This window comes from Prosthecobacter sp. Pr1 (genome assembly GCF_057652315.1).
Genome location: NZ_JBYFBS010000008.1, coordinates 110264 through 123837 on the forward strand (window position 1 = coordinate 110264; position 13574 = coordinate 123837).

Consider the following 13574-nt stretch of genomic DNA (forward strand, 5'->3'; position numbering starts at 1 on the left):
CATCTTGTCGGAAGCGCTGGCCACCGTGTATATACATGTGCATCAACAGTTTTTATTGAAATGAATCCGTCGCAGCCTGGTAACCCGCAGAATCCTCAAAATCCGCAGCAGCCACCACCTCCTGGTGTCACACAGCCGCTGCCGCAGGGGTATCCCCAGGGTTATCCTCCGCCGCAGGGTTATCCTCAGGGCTACCCACCGCCGCAGGGTTACCCACCTGGCTACCCCATGCCGCAGGGCTATCCGCCGCAAATGCCGGGCTATCCCCAGGGCTACCCGCCGCCGCAGGGTTACCCGCCGCAGATGCCGGGTTATCCCCCAGGCTACCCCATGCCCCAGGGCTACCCGCCGCAGATGCCCGGTTATCCGCCCGGCTACATGCCGCAGATGCCCATGCCGGCCATGATGCCGCCGCCCGCACCTTCCACCGGCACCGTTCCCACCGCCGCTCCAGCACCAGTTCCGGCTCCCAAGCCCGCCAGCGCCGCTGTCCCCGTGGCCATGCCCGTGCCTGCCGCCGTGGCTCCTTCCATGCCTTCCCCCTCCGGTGCTCCCGTGATGCCCGCACCGAGCGTGGCCGTGCCCGTGGCAGCCGCCGTCCCGACCGACGATGCCGGTGAAGTTGCCGCCGCCGTCGTGGCCGAGCACGTCGAAGGCCAGGTCTATCACCCGCCAGCCCTCACCCACATCGAAGTGGGCAAGCCGCCAAACAAGTTTGTGCAGCTCTGGCTGAAGGCCGGTGCCAGCTCCCTTCTTCTCAGTATCTTGATCCATGCCGGTCTCGGCGTCTTGGCCTTGTTCATCGTCTTCCAGAGCGGTGTCATGGACAAGCAGGTCGACTTCCTGCCCGGTGGCGGCACCGCGCAGGGTGCGAAGGCCAGTGCGGATCTGCAGCACAAGGTGCAGCAGAAGAAGCGCAGCTCGATCAACAAGACCATGCCGATGAAGAAGCTGGTCAGCGCGAGCACGAATTCGGCCATCACCCTGCCTGAAGCCCCGCCCGACTCGCTCGACATGCCCGACGTCAGCGCCATGATGGGCGGCGGTGCCCTCGGCGGTGCAGGTGGTTTCGGCATGGGCGGAGCCGGTGGCGGCTTTGGCAAAGGCCAGGGCCTCGGAGCCGCAGGCGGTTTCGTGACCCTGCCACCCTCCATGCGCAGCCGCTGCTCCACGCAGGAACGACTTGAGAAGCTCCGTCAAAATGGCGGCTCCCCCGAGTGTGAAGCTGCTGTGAGCGCCTCCCTCGAATGGCTCAAAACCAAGCAGAACGCCGACGGCTCCTGGGGCAAAAGCAACAGGTGCGCCTTCACCGGCCTCGCCTTGCTGTGCTTCCTCGGCCGCTGCGAAACGCCCGAATCCCCTTTCTACGGTGAAAACGTCATGAAGGGCATCATGTTCCTCATCGAAGCCGGCAAAAAGAACCCCTACGGCATCTTTTCGGAGACAGGCTGGAAGGGCGAAGCCGCCGGCGGCAAAGGTGGCGCAGGCACCTACGAGCATGGCATCGCCACCTACGCCCTCGGCGAAATGTACACCCTGGCCCGTCTCGGCAGCAAGAGCCTCCCCGGCATGCGCGAAGCCTTCGAAAAAGGTGTGAAAGTCATCATCGAAAACCAGACCCCGGCAGGTGCCTGGGCCTACGGCGGCAAGGAGCAGATCGTTTACAACAAGGCCGCTGGCGCCGACCTTTCCGTGGTCGGCTGGCAGTTCCAGGCGCTCAAAGCCGCCAAGAACACCGGTCTGAAGATCGACGGCCTCCACAGCTGCATCGGCAAGATGACCGACTACCTGGAAAAAATGCAGACCAAGGACGGCGGCTTCGGCGGCCCGAATCGTGACGCGCACTACAATCAGTGGAGCCTCTCCGGCGTCGGCATCCTCGGCCTCCAGACCATGGCCAAGGGCAAGACCACCGCCATCAAGAAGGGCATCAAATTCCTCCGCGACTTCCTCACCGCCGAACCCCTCGACTGGAACAAAAATTGCAATCTCTACTGCTGGTACTACTACACCCAGGCCTTCTTCCAGCAGGGCGGCGAAGACTGGAAGTTCTACAACCAGCAGTTCCTCCCGCAGGTGCTCAGCGCCCAGCAGGCGGACGGCTCCTTCAAGGCCGGCCGCCCGAACTGGCCCGCCGGTGATGCCGCCGACCCCATCTACCGCCAGTGCCTCTGCACCCTTCAGCTTGAAGTGTATTACCGTTACCTGAAAGTGGGCGACCGCGAAGAGTCGTCCTTCTTCGACAAGGACAAGTAAGACTCGGCATTCGACAGGAGAGGGATCGGCCTGATCCCGCCACCTTTTGCTATCGCTCTCGCTACACATTATCAAACCAGGGGGGGATCAATACGATCCCCCTTTTTTTGTGCGCACGCTCTGGAGGAGAGACTGAGATGCTGGGTGGTTTTGCATCGATGATGGTATTTCCCCATACCCGCAAAGCATCGTGGCAACGGCCCACATCGGCTGCCTTTCCGCGTGGCAAGGACGGCGGACCTTTTTGAGCGCAATGACACAGACCCGAAACTTCGGACCCGGCGCAGCGGTTCCCTACCACCTCATGCGCCGCGCCGGATGGTAGGGACGCGCTGTGTCGCGTCCGTAGATTCCTTCGTCCCTGCGTGGGCAAGCAAGGGAAAGCGTCCCCCCTTTCAAAGCGCCTCTGAATTGTGCTGTCGAGAGTTGCAAGGACGGCGGACCTTTTTGAGCGCCGGCGACGCTGCAGACCCGAAACTTCGGACCCGGCGCAGCGGTTCCCTACCAGCCCTGCGGCACGCGCTGCTCTGGATGGTAGGGATGCGCTGTGCGCGTCCGTGGAATCCTTCGTCCCAGCGTGGGGTGCTGCCCCACCGCCCCCCCCCCTTTTTCAACCGCCCCGGCTCTAAGCGCCCACGTCGTGGCCTTGCATGGGCCTTCTGTCACCGGACATCAATCTGGCGCATTCATTGTTCCAGGGGGCCGAGGTTCGTCATGCGAAGGACTTGGCTGTTCTGGGTGTTATGGCAGGCAGGGATGAGGTCTGCACATGACTTGGGCGTTGCGACAACGCTGGCCGAAGGGCAGGAGCGCCCATCGTACTTTTTTCAAGCCCCCACCTGCCGCAGCCATTCTTCGAGGTTGTAGTAGTTGGTCACGCGGCGGACTTTGCCGTCTTGGAGATCAAAGAAGGCGCCCACGCGCAGGCGGTAGTGCTGGCCTGCGGCAGGGGGCAGACCCTCATCGGTGGAGAGGTATTCGCCTTCGATGTAAAACTCCGCCGCGCCGCGGGCGCCGTCTTCATTGGCAAATACCACGAGATCACACACCTGCTCACGATAGCAGCGGTCCATGCGCTCAAGAAACGCGCGAAACGCCGCCCGCCCGGTTTCCACGCCACCCTGGTTGATGTCGTGCACCACGTCCTCCGTCAGCAGGGCCAGGAATGCCTCACGGTCGCCGGAATTGAAGGTGGAGTAATAGGTCTGGATGAGGGCGTGGGCCTGCTGCTGGAGTGTTGGCATGGGAGGGGCTGAGCATGAATTTCACCAGCGCCAGCGTCAAATTAGAAAATGATCGGGGGAAATCCACGGTTGCGATAATGGTTCATACAGCTAAACATCACACGTCTATGTTTTCCCCCAGCATGGCGTGGTTAAGCTCCCGCGCATTGATCCTTGGCATCTGTTTCTCGTTCGTCACCGGTGGTGCTGCCCTGCAGGCGCAGTCAGCCGTGTTGGTCGTCGATGCCTTCAACAAAAAAGTTCACGTCGCCGCAGACGCGCAGTCAAAGCGGCCCGTTGGCGGCCTTGCCAAGATCGCCACGGCCATGGTCACGCTTGACTGGGCGGAGGCCTCCAAGGTCGGCGTCGGCGTGCTCGCCACCGTTCCTGCCTACGCCTTCCAGATGACGGGTGCCAGCAGCATCGGTCTGCAGGCCGGAGACCAGGTGACGCTGCGTGACCTCATCTACGCCACCATGATGGGCAGCGATGACGTCGCCGCCATCACCCTCGGCGACTTCGTCGGAAAGGACCACCTCTCGCGCCTCGCACGCGCCGGACATCCCATGGAGGAGTTCGTCAAGCAGATGAACCAGCTGGCCAAGCGCGAAGGCGCACGCGCCACCCGCTTCACCAATCCCCATGGCCTGGAAAACTCCCGCCCCATGCCCTATTCCTGCGCTGCGGACATCGCCCGCCTGGCCATCTATGCCGTCTCACGGCCAGCCATGCGTTTTTACACCAATCAGACCAGCCGCAGCATCACCATCTACCGCGGTGGTCAGCAGCTCACCATGGCGCTTAGCAACACCAATCAACTCCTCGGCGTAGATCGCATCGACGGCATCAAAACCGGCAACACCCCGCGCTCCGGCGGCTGCGTGGTCATCTCCGCTGAGAAGTCCCCGACGGTGCAGGTGCAGGCGGACAACTCCAGCCTCATCTACCGTCACCGCATGGTCGTCGTCGTGCTCGGTTCAGCCAGCCCCTTTGATGAGGCACGCACGCTGCTGCACCAGGGCTGGGCCGCCTATGACCGCTGGCTGGCCGCAGGCCGTCCCATCACGGACAAGCGCCAGATGCTGGATCAATTCTGAATTTTCACGGAGTCTTTTCCGTCCCGTTAATACCCCATCCCCTTTCCCTCTTTCCCCCTTTTAATCTTATGCGCATCGGCATTCTCAACAGCGGCGGCGACTGCCCCGGACTCAATGCAGTCATCCACGGCGTCGTCGGCGCCGCCACCACCCTCGGCTGGGAAGTCGTGGGCTTCCGTGACGGCTTCGAAGGTCTCCTCCCTCCGGGCGACTACATGATGCTCAATCCGGAAAAAACCATCGGCATCATGAAGCTCGGTGGCACCATTCTCGGCACCACCAACAAAGGCCACTTCGTCGCCAAGGTCGGCGAGGGCAATGTCTCTCAGGTGCCCGTCGAAATCGTCGAGAAAGCCAAGAACACGCTGCGCCACCTCGAAGTCGGCGCGCTGATCGTCGTCGGTGGGGACGGCAGCCTCACCACCGGCCTGCAGTTGTACCAGATGGGCATTCCGATCATCGGCGTGCCGAAGACCATCGACAACGACATTCAAGCCACCGCCACCTCCTTCGGCTTTGATTCCGCCGTGGCCACCGTCGTGGATGCCCTCGACCGCCTGCACACCACCGCAGAAAGCCACAAGCGCGTCATCGTGCTGGAAGTCATGGGACGCCACGCAGGCTGGATCGCCCTGTACGGCGGCATGGCCGGCGGCGCGGACGTCATCCTGCTGCCAGAAATCCCCTTCCATCTCAATCACGTGGCCAAGGCCATCCGCAAACGCGATGCCGCAGGCCGCCACAGCACCCTGGTCGTCGTCGCTGAAGGCGCACGCATGGAAACCGGCGAACTCCTCACCAAGGAAAAAGTCGGTGCCAAGGGCGAAGACCGCCTGGGTGGCATCGGCGAATACGTGGCCCGGCAGATCGAAAAAGACACTGGCAAGGAAACGCGCTCCTGCACGCTCGGCCATCTTCAGCGCGGTGGCGCCCCCACGGCGCTGGATCGCATCCTCGGCGTCCGCTTCGGAGCCAAGGCCGTCGATCTCATCGCCCAGGGCAGCTTTGGCCGCATGGTCAGCTACCAGCAGTATCAGGTGGGAGACGTGCCCATCGAGGAAGCCGTGCATCAGCTCCGCCTCGTCAGCAAAGACAGCGAAATCGTCCGCGCTTCACGTGCCATCGGCATTTCCTTCGGCGACGAGTAGTCCCGGCCGCCGGCTCTGAGTTCCCCATTCATAAGAAAGCCGCCCTGCTGCATGGGGCGGCTTTTTTATGGGGTTGGTTCGGTCAGGTGAAAGCGCCGGCGCGGGGGGGGGGTGAGTTCTGGGAAGCTAGGCGGTGTCTTTGCCATTCAAGGAGTGCCATGCCGTCGGGGGGGGAAAGACGTGCTGCTCACAGCTTCAAGGACGGCGGACCATTTTGAGCGCCTGCGACGCGACAGACCCGAAGCTTCGGACTCGGCGCAGCGGTTCCCTACCTTCCCTTGCGGTGGCGAAAGGCTGGTAGGGACGCGCTGTGTCGCGTCCGTAGATTCCTTTGTTCTCGCGTGGGGTGCGGACTGAAGGCGTTTTCCCTTTCAAAACGCCTCTGACTTGTGCTGTCGAAAGCTGCGAGGACGGCGAACCTTTTTGAACGCCTGCGACGCGACAGACCCGAAATCACGGACCCGGCGCAGCGGTTCCCTACCTTCCCCTGAGCCACGGCAGCGCTGGTAGGGACGCGCTGTGTCGCGTCCCTGGAATCTTTCGTCCCAGTGCGGACACAAAAAAACAGCCGCCGGAATCAATCCAGCGGCTGCTTCAAAAGGATTCAGTCAAGCATCACTCACGCCAGCGCGGCAAGGCGCTTGGTCAGGGCGTCCTTGGACTGCACGCCCACGACGGTTTCCACGGCCTTGCCGTCCTTGAAGAACACCATCATCGGGATGGAGCGCACGCTGAACTGAGTGGCCAGGTTCGGGGACTCGTCCACGTTCACCTTGCCGATCTTCACCTTGTCGCCCTGCTCCTTGGCCAGGTCATCCAGGATCGGTCCCAGCATGCGGCATGGACCGCACCATTCAGCCCAGAAATCCACGAGCACCGGCACGGTGGAAGAGGTGACTTCAGATTCAAAATTTGCTTCGGTGAGGGTGAGGACTGCTTCGCTGGCCATGGTGGGGAGTATTGGGGTTAGGAAAAAGGTTACGGATGCACGCTGGCATCGGAGGCACACGAATCAACGAAAGTTTTCACCATCTCCCCCCCGGTGGGCCGGAAAAATGCCCAATGTGACGACAATCCCACTGGCTCGACTGCTTGGAGTCCATCAGACAAATCGCAGGTTTGGCGGAGTTGTTGCCAGCGCTGGCTGACGAATGTGAAAAACTCTTTCTTGCTGTCCGCCCTGATTCACGGCTGAATACCCTCTCATGAGACTACGCCATGACTCCGAGGGCCTTTCGGGCCGGAAGTTGAAGCGTTTGCTGCATCAGCTCTGCGAGCGTGCGCAGGAGGATGTGCTCAGAATCTCCATCCATGAAGAGAGCGCCACGCACCAGCTGCGCCTGCGTGTGAAGAAGATGATGGCCCTGCTCCGCCTGGCCAATCCCGGCATCGAAAAACACACGCTGCAGGCCATGCGGCAGCACCTGCGCGCCGTGAAAAACGCCTGCGCCGGCAATCGCGAGTACGTGGTGCAGAGCAAGCTCATCGACAAGCTCACGCGCCGTTTCCATCTCGCGCCCAAGCACCGCCCACAGCTCCACGGCCAGCCGCTCAAAGCCCCGCCTGCCTCGGATCTTCATCATCAGCTTTACGCCGTGGGCCAGCTCATCGACAGCACCTGCATCCAGTCGCTCTCCGAAGAGCAGGTTCTCGAAGAGCACGCCCGCTGCTACCGCAAAGGCCGCCAGCTCATGAAGCAGGCCTGTGAGACCAAGGACAAGCGCACCCTGCACCGCTGGCGGCACCGCGTGAAGGATCTCTATTTTCAAACGCTGGTGCTCTCGCATCTGCGCGGTGCGGAGCGCCGCATCCGGCGCGCCCGACGCCTCGGCCACATCCTGGGCCGCGATCAGGACCTGTGCAATCTCGCCTCAGAGCCCGCCTTCACCGTGCGGCGCAGTCCCTGGCTGCACGTGATCAACGAGCACCGCGACCACCTGCGCGAAAGCTACCTCGCGCTGGGCCACAAGCTCTTTGCCCCGCCTGGCACCCGCTTCAGCGGGAAGCTGCTGCAGGGAGCGTGAGGTGCCGTGCCGGAGGCTGGACCGGAAGACCCGCCACGCTTGCTCCCAAGCGCCACCGAATCAGCCCGGCCAGCTCGCGCATGCCCGCCCTCCCATATGGACTGCGGTCGCGGAGTAAGGAACGAACGCAGCTACCGCTTTCGCCGGGACGGACGGCGCACGCATACCATCAAATACCCGAATGCGGCAGCCGGTGATTCTTCGCAGGCCGCAGCACCCCACGCCTACCACGAGACGCTCGAAAGCGGCAGCTTCGCGTGCCGCACTCCAAAAACTCCGCATGCCCGCCCTCCCATATGGACTGCGGTCGCGGAGTGAGGAACGAACGCAGCCACCGCTTTCGCCGTGCCGCACGGCGCACGCATACCATCAAATACCCGAATGCGGCAGCCGGTGATTCTTCGCGGGCCGCAGCACCCCGCGCCCGCCACGAGACGCTCGAAAGCGGCAGCTCCAACGCCTTGCAAACCCCACGGGAACGGCAGCCCGTCGCAGCCGCACTCCAAATAAATCCCTACAGCCCGGCCGCCTGCTTCGCATCCTGCACCAAGCGGATAAACCGCCCGCGCTCGCCGTTGCTGTCTGCGCCTTTGGACTGATGGGCCAGATTGAGCACCAGCTCATGATTCAGCGCGCCCAGCTGCTCCGCACCCCGCAGCAGCAGGCCAAAACCCACCACGGAGGTTTCAAAGACAAAATCCTCACGCGCATTTTGCAGGGAGTACCCACGGTCCATGACCTGAAGCTTGCTGCTGTCAAAGGGGCCCACGGCCTGGGAGGTGAAGCGTGCGTTTGGCAGCATCACGGTGGCCACCTGACGGCTGCTGTCGCGCGGGATCTCACCGCTGCCATTCGGCTGAAACTCATACCACAGCACATGCGTGCCCGCAGTGCGCAGTTCGGTGGCCGCGAGATGCCGCTCACACAGCATGCGGAACTGCTTCACATTCGCCTTATCAAAGGTCACCTGCAGGGGGAAGCTGGCGTCTGCACCCAGCACCGCCGCCTGATCTGCGGGCAGTTGGATCACGAGGCGCAGCAGCCGGTTCGCCGGATTCCACGGGCACGAGGCCACTTCAGCCTTCCAGGAGTGAATGAAAAGATCAGACGCACGCTCCGGCTTGGGCTCGGGCTTGTTCGGCGTGAGCTGCGGGGATGCAAAAGCCTGCCCCTTGAGTTTGGGCGGCAGCGGCTTGATGTGCCCGGGATGCAGGCTGAACTGATCCACCGCCTGCTTCGTCGTGCTCACAAACGTGCCGTGTCCGGCGGGGAGCGTGAACCCCAGATTGGGAGTCACCACAGGGGCGGCAGGCGGCTCCTTCACCGGCGCGGCATTGGCCACCACCGCTTGCTTCACCGCAGGTGTGGGTGCAGGAGCGGGCTTGACCTCGGCCACCAGCCTTTTCTCCACGGGAGTGGGTACAGCGGGCGTGGTTGCCTTGGGTTCAGACTTGGCCGCGACCATCGGTGCGGGTGCGGCTTTCTCAGGCAGGGCCTGAGGCTTCAGCTCTTTCTCAGCAGGCGCATCGCCCTTGGGCGTCGTGCCGGCCATCTGCGCGGCAGATTTCACCTCAGGGCCATACATCCAGCCCGCCAGGAAGGCCGCGCCGCTCAACGTGACGACAGCCGCCACCTTGACCACTGCGCCCATCACCGGCCAGAAGACCTGACGTGAACGCTTCACCGGCTGGCGTGGCAGCATCGGCTGGATGCGCCGTGGCATGTTGGCCGGATGCAGCACCGCGTGACGCTGCTCATGCGTCAGACGTGAGAGGGAAATGGGCGCGCCCTGGCGCAAGGCGTCGGTGACGGCCTCGATCTGCTCCAGCTCGTGAGCGGCAGAGGGCGTGGTGGCCAGCACTTCGTGGAGTTCGCGCGCCTCCTCGGCGCTGAGTTCTCCGAGGGCGTAGGCGGTGAAGTGGGGATTGTCCTGGGGATTCATGAATGGGTGGGGGTGTATTCCTCGCTGATGTCCGTGCTCATCAGTTCGCGGAGTTTCTTGATCGCATGGTGCATGATGAAGCCGACATTCCCGACGCTGAGTCCGGTGATGCCAGCGATTTCCTGATAGGAGCAGTCGTGTTGAAATTTGAGCCGTACGACCTCGCGCTGGTTGGGCCGCAGGCGGTCCACGCAGCTCCAGATGTGCGCATAGAGCTCGTGCATGCCCGCGCTCTGGGAAGGGTCAGGCTCGTGATCCGTCGCGGCGTCGATGACCTCGTCGTTGCCCAGATCCAGCCGCTGCTCCTTGCGCAGGATGTCGAAGGCACGGTTTCGGCACACGGTGAAGAGCCAGGACTTGAGATTGTCACGCACACGGTCCGGCTCGGAGAGGTAGAGCCGGAGCATGGCGTCCTGCACGACATCACGCGCACGCTCGATGTCTCCACCGAGGATGCTGGCTGTGTAGGCGATAAGGGTGCTTTCATGCTGGTCCAACGCCCGCCTGACCAGCACGGCGGCTTCATCCTGTACGTGTGGGTCGGGCATGCGAGAGTTCATGGAGGGAACGAGCAAACACAGGAGGAAATTAGGCCAGAGAGGAACTTACGCCATTTTTCGCCTTGGAAACCGCAATCTTTACGCAGGTCCAGGCGTTCAAACAAGCATTGTGAGCGATTCCTCCTCCAGCACCTCGTTTTTCCTCATCCTCATCGCCCTGGGCGGCGGCGTGTGGCTCATCAAAGAGACCCTCGATCCCGCCCCCAAGCCCGCACCCGCAGCGCCGGTGGAAGAGGCCACCTCCCTCCCCAGCCGCGCCCTGGATGCCTCCCAGACCAGCGGCGACGCCCTGAACAACTCCATGAACGACCAGCTCAAGTCCGTGCAGGGCATGGTGGGCGGCAGCTACGACGGCCAGACCTACGTGCCGCCCCAGGGCAAGAAATAGCCGGACCGCCCGGCAGGCTGCATGGCCGGTGATTTCAGAGATGCCACGTGGAGGACGCGGTCACTTCTTCTCACTCACTTCTTCTCCGCCACATCCTCATCGCTCGGCACCACCAGGACCGGGCAGTGCGCCCCTTTCAGGACGTCGGCCGCCACATTGCCCACCAGCAGGTGGTAGAACGTGCTGTGGCGGTGGGAGCCGAGAATGATCAGGTCAGCATTGCGCCGCCGCGTCTCCGCCAGCACCCCGGCCACGCTGGAGTCTGCCAGCTGATCCACGCTGGCCTTCACGCCAAATTTGATCAGCGAATCGCGCATTTCAAAGAGCTGCTCAGTCTGCTGGTGGAGCACTTCGGGGGAGGGATCCTGCATCACCACGGGCGAGGCAATGCCCACATCCACGACGACGGGCACCTTGGCCAGCACGTGCAGGATGATCACCTCACTGTGAAAGGCGGTGGCAAGCGCGTGCGCCTGCTTGAGTACTTTGAAGGTCAGGTCGGAGAGATCGACCAAGGCAACGATGGTTTTCATAAAGTTAGATGTTTTACACGGGAAGTTTCACCACAAGAAGGGAGCAGGGCAGCCGCGTCAGCAGCCGCTCCGCAGTGGAACCCAGCAGCACGTAGCGCAGATTGGTGCGCCCCTTGCCGCCCATGATGATAAGGTCCGCCTGCGCCTCCTGCGCATGCGTGGCGATGCCGTTGCCATGGCTCGATGACTCCTGCAGCACTTCGGTGGATTCAATGCCCTGCGATGCAACGCCCACAAACTCGTGCAGATCAGCGCGCAGCCGCTGGATGCAGGCCTCACGCTCCTCCGGCGTGTAAACCATCGCCGGGCCGCCCGGATCTGCAAAGGGCGTGGGGTAAGCCATGGCCACCCAGGGCTCCTGCCACACATGCACAAAGTCCACCGTGGCGCCGTCCATGCGCGCCAGGCTGTGCGCCTGCTCCACCACGGCGCGCGAATTTTCCGAGAAATCAATGCAGGCCACGATCTTGCGAAACGCCTGCGGATGATTCGCGCGCACCAGCAGCACCGGCGTCTGCACCTTGCGCGCCAGCTTGCTGGAGATGGATCCCGCACCTGCCGGCATGTCCCCTGCCCCGGCGATGCCCGCCACCAGCAGGTCCGCCTTCAGCGTGCGCGCATGCTCCAAAATCTCATGCAGCGGCGTGCCCAGCGCGATGGTGACTTCACAATTGGCCGCTGCGGGAGACTGCTCCAGCCAGTGGGTCAGCGCTGCACCCGCCCCTTCCGTGGCCACCCGGGCGTGATTTTCAAAGGGTTCCTCCCGGCTTTCCGCCAGTGCCGCCACCGCAGCAGAGTCCACCACATGCAGCACATGAACCTTCGCCCCATGCAGCGCCGCGATGCGCACCGCCTGCTCATAGGCCGTGCGTGATCCCGTGGAAAAATCCACAGCGACAAGGATGGTGGTGAGCTTGTTCATGGTTGGATCTAAACGCAGGACCTCGCGCTGCGAAATGGGCTGTTCACCCCATCTCCTATCGTCCCCTGCCCGGATTTTGGCCTCACCAATTGGAGAGGAAGTGACAATGCAGCGCCCCCTTGAGGAATGCCTGACGCCTATGGGGTACACACCTCATTTCATCTTCCCGGCTTCTGTCCCAAGCTTCGTCCATGAAACCCGCCCACCTCAAGAAAGCACTGCTTCTCCCAACCGCACTCCTCACCTTCTCGCTGATCTCCTGCGTGGATCCGCAGTTCTCCGGTGGATACAATGGCAACGGCCCCGGCTACGTCAGCAGCGGCTACAACACCTACACCACCCTGCCCCAGAACTACTCGGGCAACGCCTATCTCGTCGACGGGCGTTACTACTCGGGCGGCCAGTATCAAACCGGCAGATACAACTACCAGGGCCGCCCCTACAGCAACCGTTACTATTACAACGGCCAGTACTACTACGGCGGCAACCACCGCTCCTACGGCAGCACCATCCCCGTGCAAAACAACGCCTACATCCAGCAGAACAGCGGCTACCGCACCTACACCACGCTGCCCACCAACTACTCTGGCAACGCCTACCTGTACAACGGCCGCTACTACTCCGGCGGCCAGTATCAAAACGGCAATTATAACTACCAAGGCCGCACCTACACCAACCGGTACAATTACAACGGTCAGTACTACTACGGCGGCGACCACCGCGCCTACGGCAGCTCCCTCCCCATGCAGGGCGGCGGCTACATCCGGTAGTATCTCAAACTCAGAGCAGCGGCTTATGCAACGTGGCTGAGCCAGCCTGCCTTCGAATGGCACCCCGTGAAAGCGGGGTGCCATTTGTTTGATTGCCGCTCTCCGTCCGGAGCTTTCATGAGCCGGGGGCCGGAGTCCCAGGAAAGCGACGGCATCGGCACTCCACTTTTTTAAGCATTGCTTCGAAGCGCGTTGTTTAATAGGCTCACACCTGCAACCCAGTTCCCCTCGCACCTCATGAACAGACTCCATCTTACCTGCGCAGCTTTGGCAGTTTCGGCCTGCTGCCTCGTCGCCCAGACCGGCGCTGTCAGCGCAGCTGAAGCCAAAGTCTCCCCCGGACTCGGACAAGCCGCCGTGGACGGGGACGTTTACACGCGCTGGACCATCGTGGGCGACTGGCGCGTCACGCACCCGCATTGGACGGACATCCTCACCCTCCATGCCGACGGCACCGCCACCACCGCGCAGCAGGGCAGCACCGCCAGGTGGACGCTCACCGCCGAAGGCGGCACCCCCTTGCTCGTGCTGCGCTGGGATCAATACGGCACCGAATCCCTGGCCATGGTGGGCCCTCATCATTTTCGTGGCCAGATCGGCGGCCACTTCAACATCGACATGCGCCGAGGCAAAGAGGCCCCGACACACCCCAAGGCCGAATAATCCTACCAGCACCTGCCGCAAAAGACCATTCCCTGCCCTGTCTCCATC

The 13574-nt window shown here is 62.7% G+C and carries 13 protein-coding genes; 7 read left to right on the top strand and 6 right to left on the bottom strand.

Translation table 11 applies throughout. The features are described from left to right. Positions 1–60: 60 nt before the first annotated feature. Positions 61–2256, top strand: a complete 2196-nt coding sequence (locus tag AC24GY_RS14965; RefSeq protein WP_487684454.1) for a prenyltransferase/squalene oxidase repeat-containing protein — start codon at positions 61–63, stop codon at positions 2254–2256. Positions 2257–3083: 827 nt separating this feature from the next. Here the strand turns inward: AC24GY_RS14965 and AC24GY_RS14970 are convergent. Further along, positions 3084–3500 carry a ketosteroid isomerase-related protein gene (locus tag AC24GY_RS14970; RefSeq protein WP_487684457.1) on the bottom strand — a complete coding sequence of 139 codons (417 nt, stop codon included), beginning with the start codon at positions 3498–3500 and terminating at the stop codon, positions 3084–3086. Positions 3501–3607: 107 nt separating this feature from the next. Between AC24GY_RS14970 and AC24GY_RS14975 the strand changes: the two genes are divergently transcribed. Together AC24GY_RS14975 and AC24GY_RS14980 are read left to right on the top strand one after the other, a co-directional pair. Then, positions 3608–4576, top strand: coding sequence for a D-alanyl-D-alanine carboxypeptidase family protein (locus tag AC24GY_RS14975; RefSeq protein WP_422321962.1), 969 nt, complete (start codon positions 3608–3610; stop codon positions 4574–4576). Positions 4577–4644: 68 nt separating this feature from the next. Next, entirely contained in the window at positions 4645–5724 is a 1080-nt protein-coding gene (locus AC24GY_RS14980) for a 6-phosphofructokinase (protein ID WP_422321961.1), read from the top strand. A 619-nt stretch (positions 5725–6343) separates the two neighbouring features. On the opposite strand, the gene trxA is transcribed toward AC24GY_RS14980, so the two are convergent. Beyond that, positions 6344–6673 (bottom strand): thioredoxin, encoded by a 330-nt coding sequence (gene trxA, locus AC24GY_RS14985; RefSeq protein ID WP_397383109.1) that lies wholly within the window; start codon positions 6671–6673, stop codon positions 6344–6346. Positions 6674–6929: 256 nt separating this feature from the next. On the opposite strand from trxA, the gene AC24GY_RS14990 reads away from it, so the two are divergent. Further along, positions 6930–7748: a CHAD domain-containing protein gene (locus AC24GY_RS14990; RefSeq protein WP_487684462.1), complete on the top strand. Its 819-nt coding sequence runs from the start codon at positions 6930–6932 to the stop codon at positions 7746–7748. 514 nt (positions 7749–8262) lie between these two features. On the opposite strand, the gene AC24GY_RS14995 is transcribed toward AC24GY_RS14990, so the two are convergent. Together AC24GY_RS14995 and AC24GY_RS15000 are read right to left on the bottom strand one after the other, a co-directional pair. Beyond that, a complete protein-coding gene (locus AC24GY_RS14995; RefSeq protein WP_487684465.1) occupies positions 8263–9690 on the bottom strand; it encodes a YfbK domain-containing protein in 1428 nt (475 codons plus the stop codon). Further along, a complete protein-coding gene (locus tag AC24GY_RS15000) occupies positions 9687–10238 on the bottom strand; it encodes an RNA polymerase sigma factor (protein ID WP_422321958.1) in 552 nt (183 codons plus the stop codon). Before AC24GY_RS15000 ends, AC24GY_RS14995 begins: the two co-directional genes overlap by 4 nt. Before the next feature lie 121 nt (positions 10239–10359). Here AC24GY_RS15000 and AC24GY_RS15005 point away from each other — a divergent pair, with 121 nt between their 5' ends. Beyond that, entirely contained in the window at positions 10360–10638 is a 279-nt protein-coding gene (locus AC24GY_RS15005; protein ID WP_487684469.1) for a hypothetical protein, read from the top strand. Positions 10639–10712: 74 nt separating this feature from the next. Here the strand turns inward: AC24GY_RS15005 and AC24GY_RS15010 are convergent, their stop codons facing one another. After that, a complete protein-coding gene (locus tag AC24GY_RS15010) occupies positions 10713–11171 on the bottom strand; it encodes a universal stress protein (RefSeq protein WP_422321956.1) in 459 nt (152 codons plus the stop codon). Between the two features lie 13 nt (positions 11172–11184). Further along, a complete protein-coding gene (locus tag AC24GY_RS15015) occupies positions 11185–12093 on the bottom strand; it encodes a universal stress protein (protein ID WP_487684473.1) in 909 nt (302 codons plus the stop codon). Between the two features lie 191 nt (positions 12094–12284). Between AC24GY_RS15015 and AC24GY_RS15020 the strand changes: the two genes are divergently transcribed. Together AC24GY_RS15020 and AC24GY_RS15025 are read left to right on the top strand one after the other, a co-directional pair. After that, positions 12285–12863, top strand: a complete 579-nt coding sequence (locus AC24GY_RS15020) for a hypothetical protein (RefSeq protein WP_487684476.1) — start codon at positions 12285–12287, stop codon at positions 12861–12863. A gap of 237 nt (positions 12864–13100) precedes the next feature. Next, a complete protein-coding gene (locus AC24GY_RS15025) occupies positions 13101–13526 on the top strand; it encodes a hypothetical protein (protein WP_487684479.1) in 426 nt (141 codons plus the stop codon). Positions 13527–13574: the final 48 nt, after the last annotated feature.

Excerpts from the sequence above, each read along its gene's own strand:
- AC24GY_RS15000 (WP_422321958.1), bottom strand. The coding sequence starts at position 10,238 with ATGCCCGACCCACACGTACAGGATGAAGCCGCCGTGCTGGTCAGGCGG.
- AC24GY_RS15015 (WP_487684473.1), bottom strand. The coding sequence starts at position 12,093 with ATGAACAAGCTCACCACCATCCTTGTCGCTGTGGATTTTTCCACGGGA.
- AC24GY_RS14975 (WP_422321962.1), top strand. The coding sequence starts at position 3,608 with ATGTTTTCCCCCAGCATGGCGTGGTTAAGCTCCCGCGCATTGATCCTT.
- AC24GY_RS15020 (WP_487684476.1), top strand. The coding sequence starts at position 12,285 with ATGAAACCCGCCCACCTCAAGAAAGCACTGCTTCTCCCAACCGCACTC.
- AC24GY_RS14970 (WP_487684457.1), bottom strand. The coding sequence starts at position 3,500 with ATGCCAACACTCCAGCAGCAGGCCCACGCCCTCATCCAGACCTATTAC.
- AC24GY_RS14990 (WP_487684462.1), top strand. The coding sequence starts at position 6,930 with ATGAGACTACGCCATGACTCCGAGGGCCTTTCGGGCCGGAAGTTGAAG.
- AC24GY_RS14965 (WP_487684454.1), top strand. The coding sequence starts at position 61 with ATGAATCCGTCGCAGCCTGGTAACCCGCAGAATCCTCAAAATCCGCAG.
- AC24GY_RS15010 (WP_422321956.1), bottom strand. The coding sequence starts at position 11,171 with ATGAAAACCATCGTTGCCTTGGTCGATCTCTCCGACCTGACCTTCAAA.
- AC24GY_RS15025 (WP_487684479.1), top strand. The coding sequence starts at position 13,101 with ATGAACAGACTCCATCTTACCTGCGCAGCTTTGGCAGTTTCGGCCTGC.
- AC24GY_RS14995 (WP_487684465.1), bottom strand. The coding sequence starts at position 9,690 with ATGAATCCCCAGGACAATCCCCACTTCACCGCCTACGCCCTCGGAGAA.
- AC24GY_RS14980 (WP_422321961.1), top strand. The coding sequence starts at position 4,645 with ATGCGCATCGGCATTCTCAACAGCGGCGGCGACTGCCCCGGACTCAAT.
- trxA (WP_397383109.1), bottom strand. The coding sequence starts at position 6,673 with ATGGCCAGCGAAGCAGTCCTCACCCTCACCGAAGCAAATTTTGAATCT.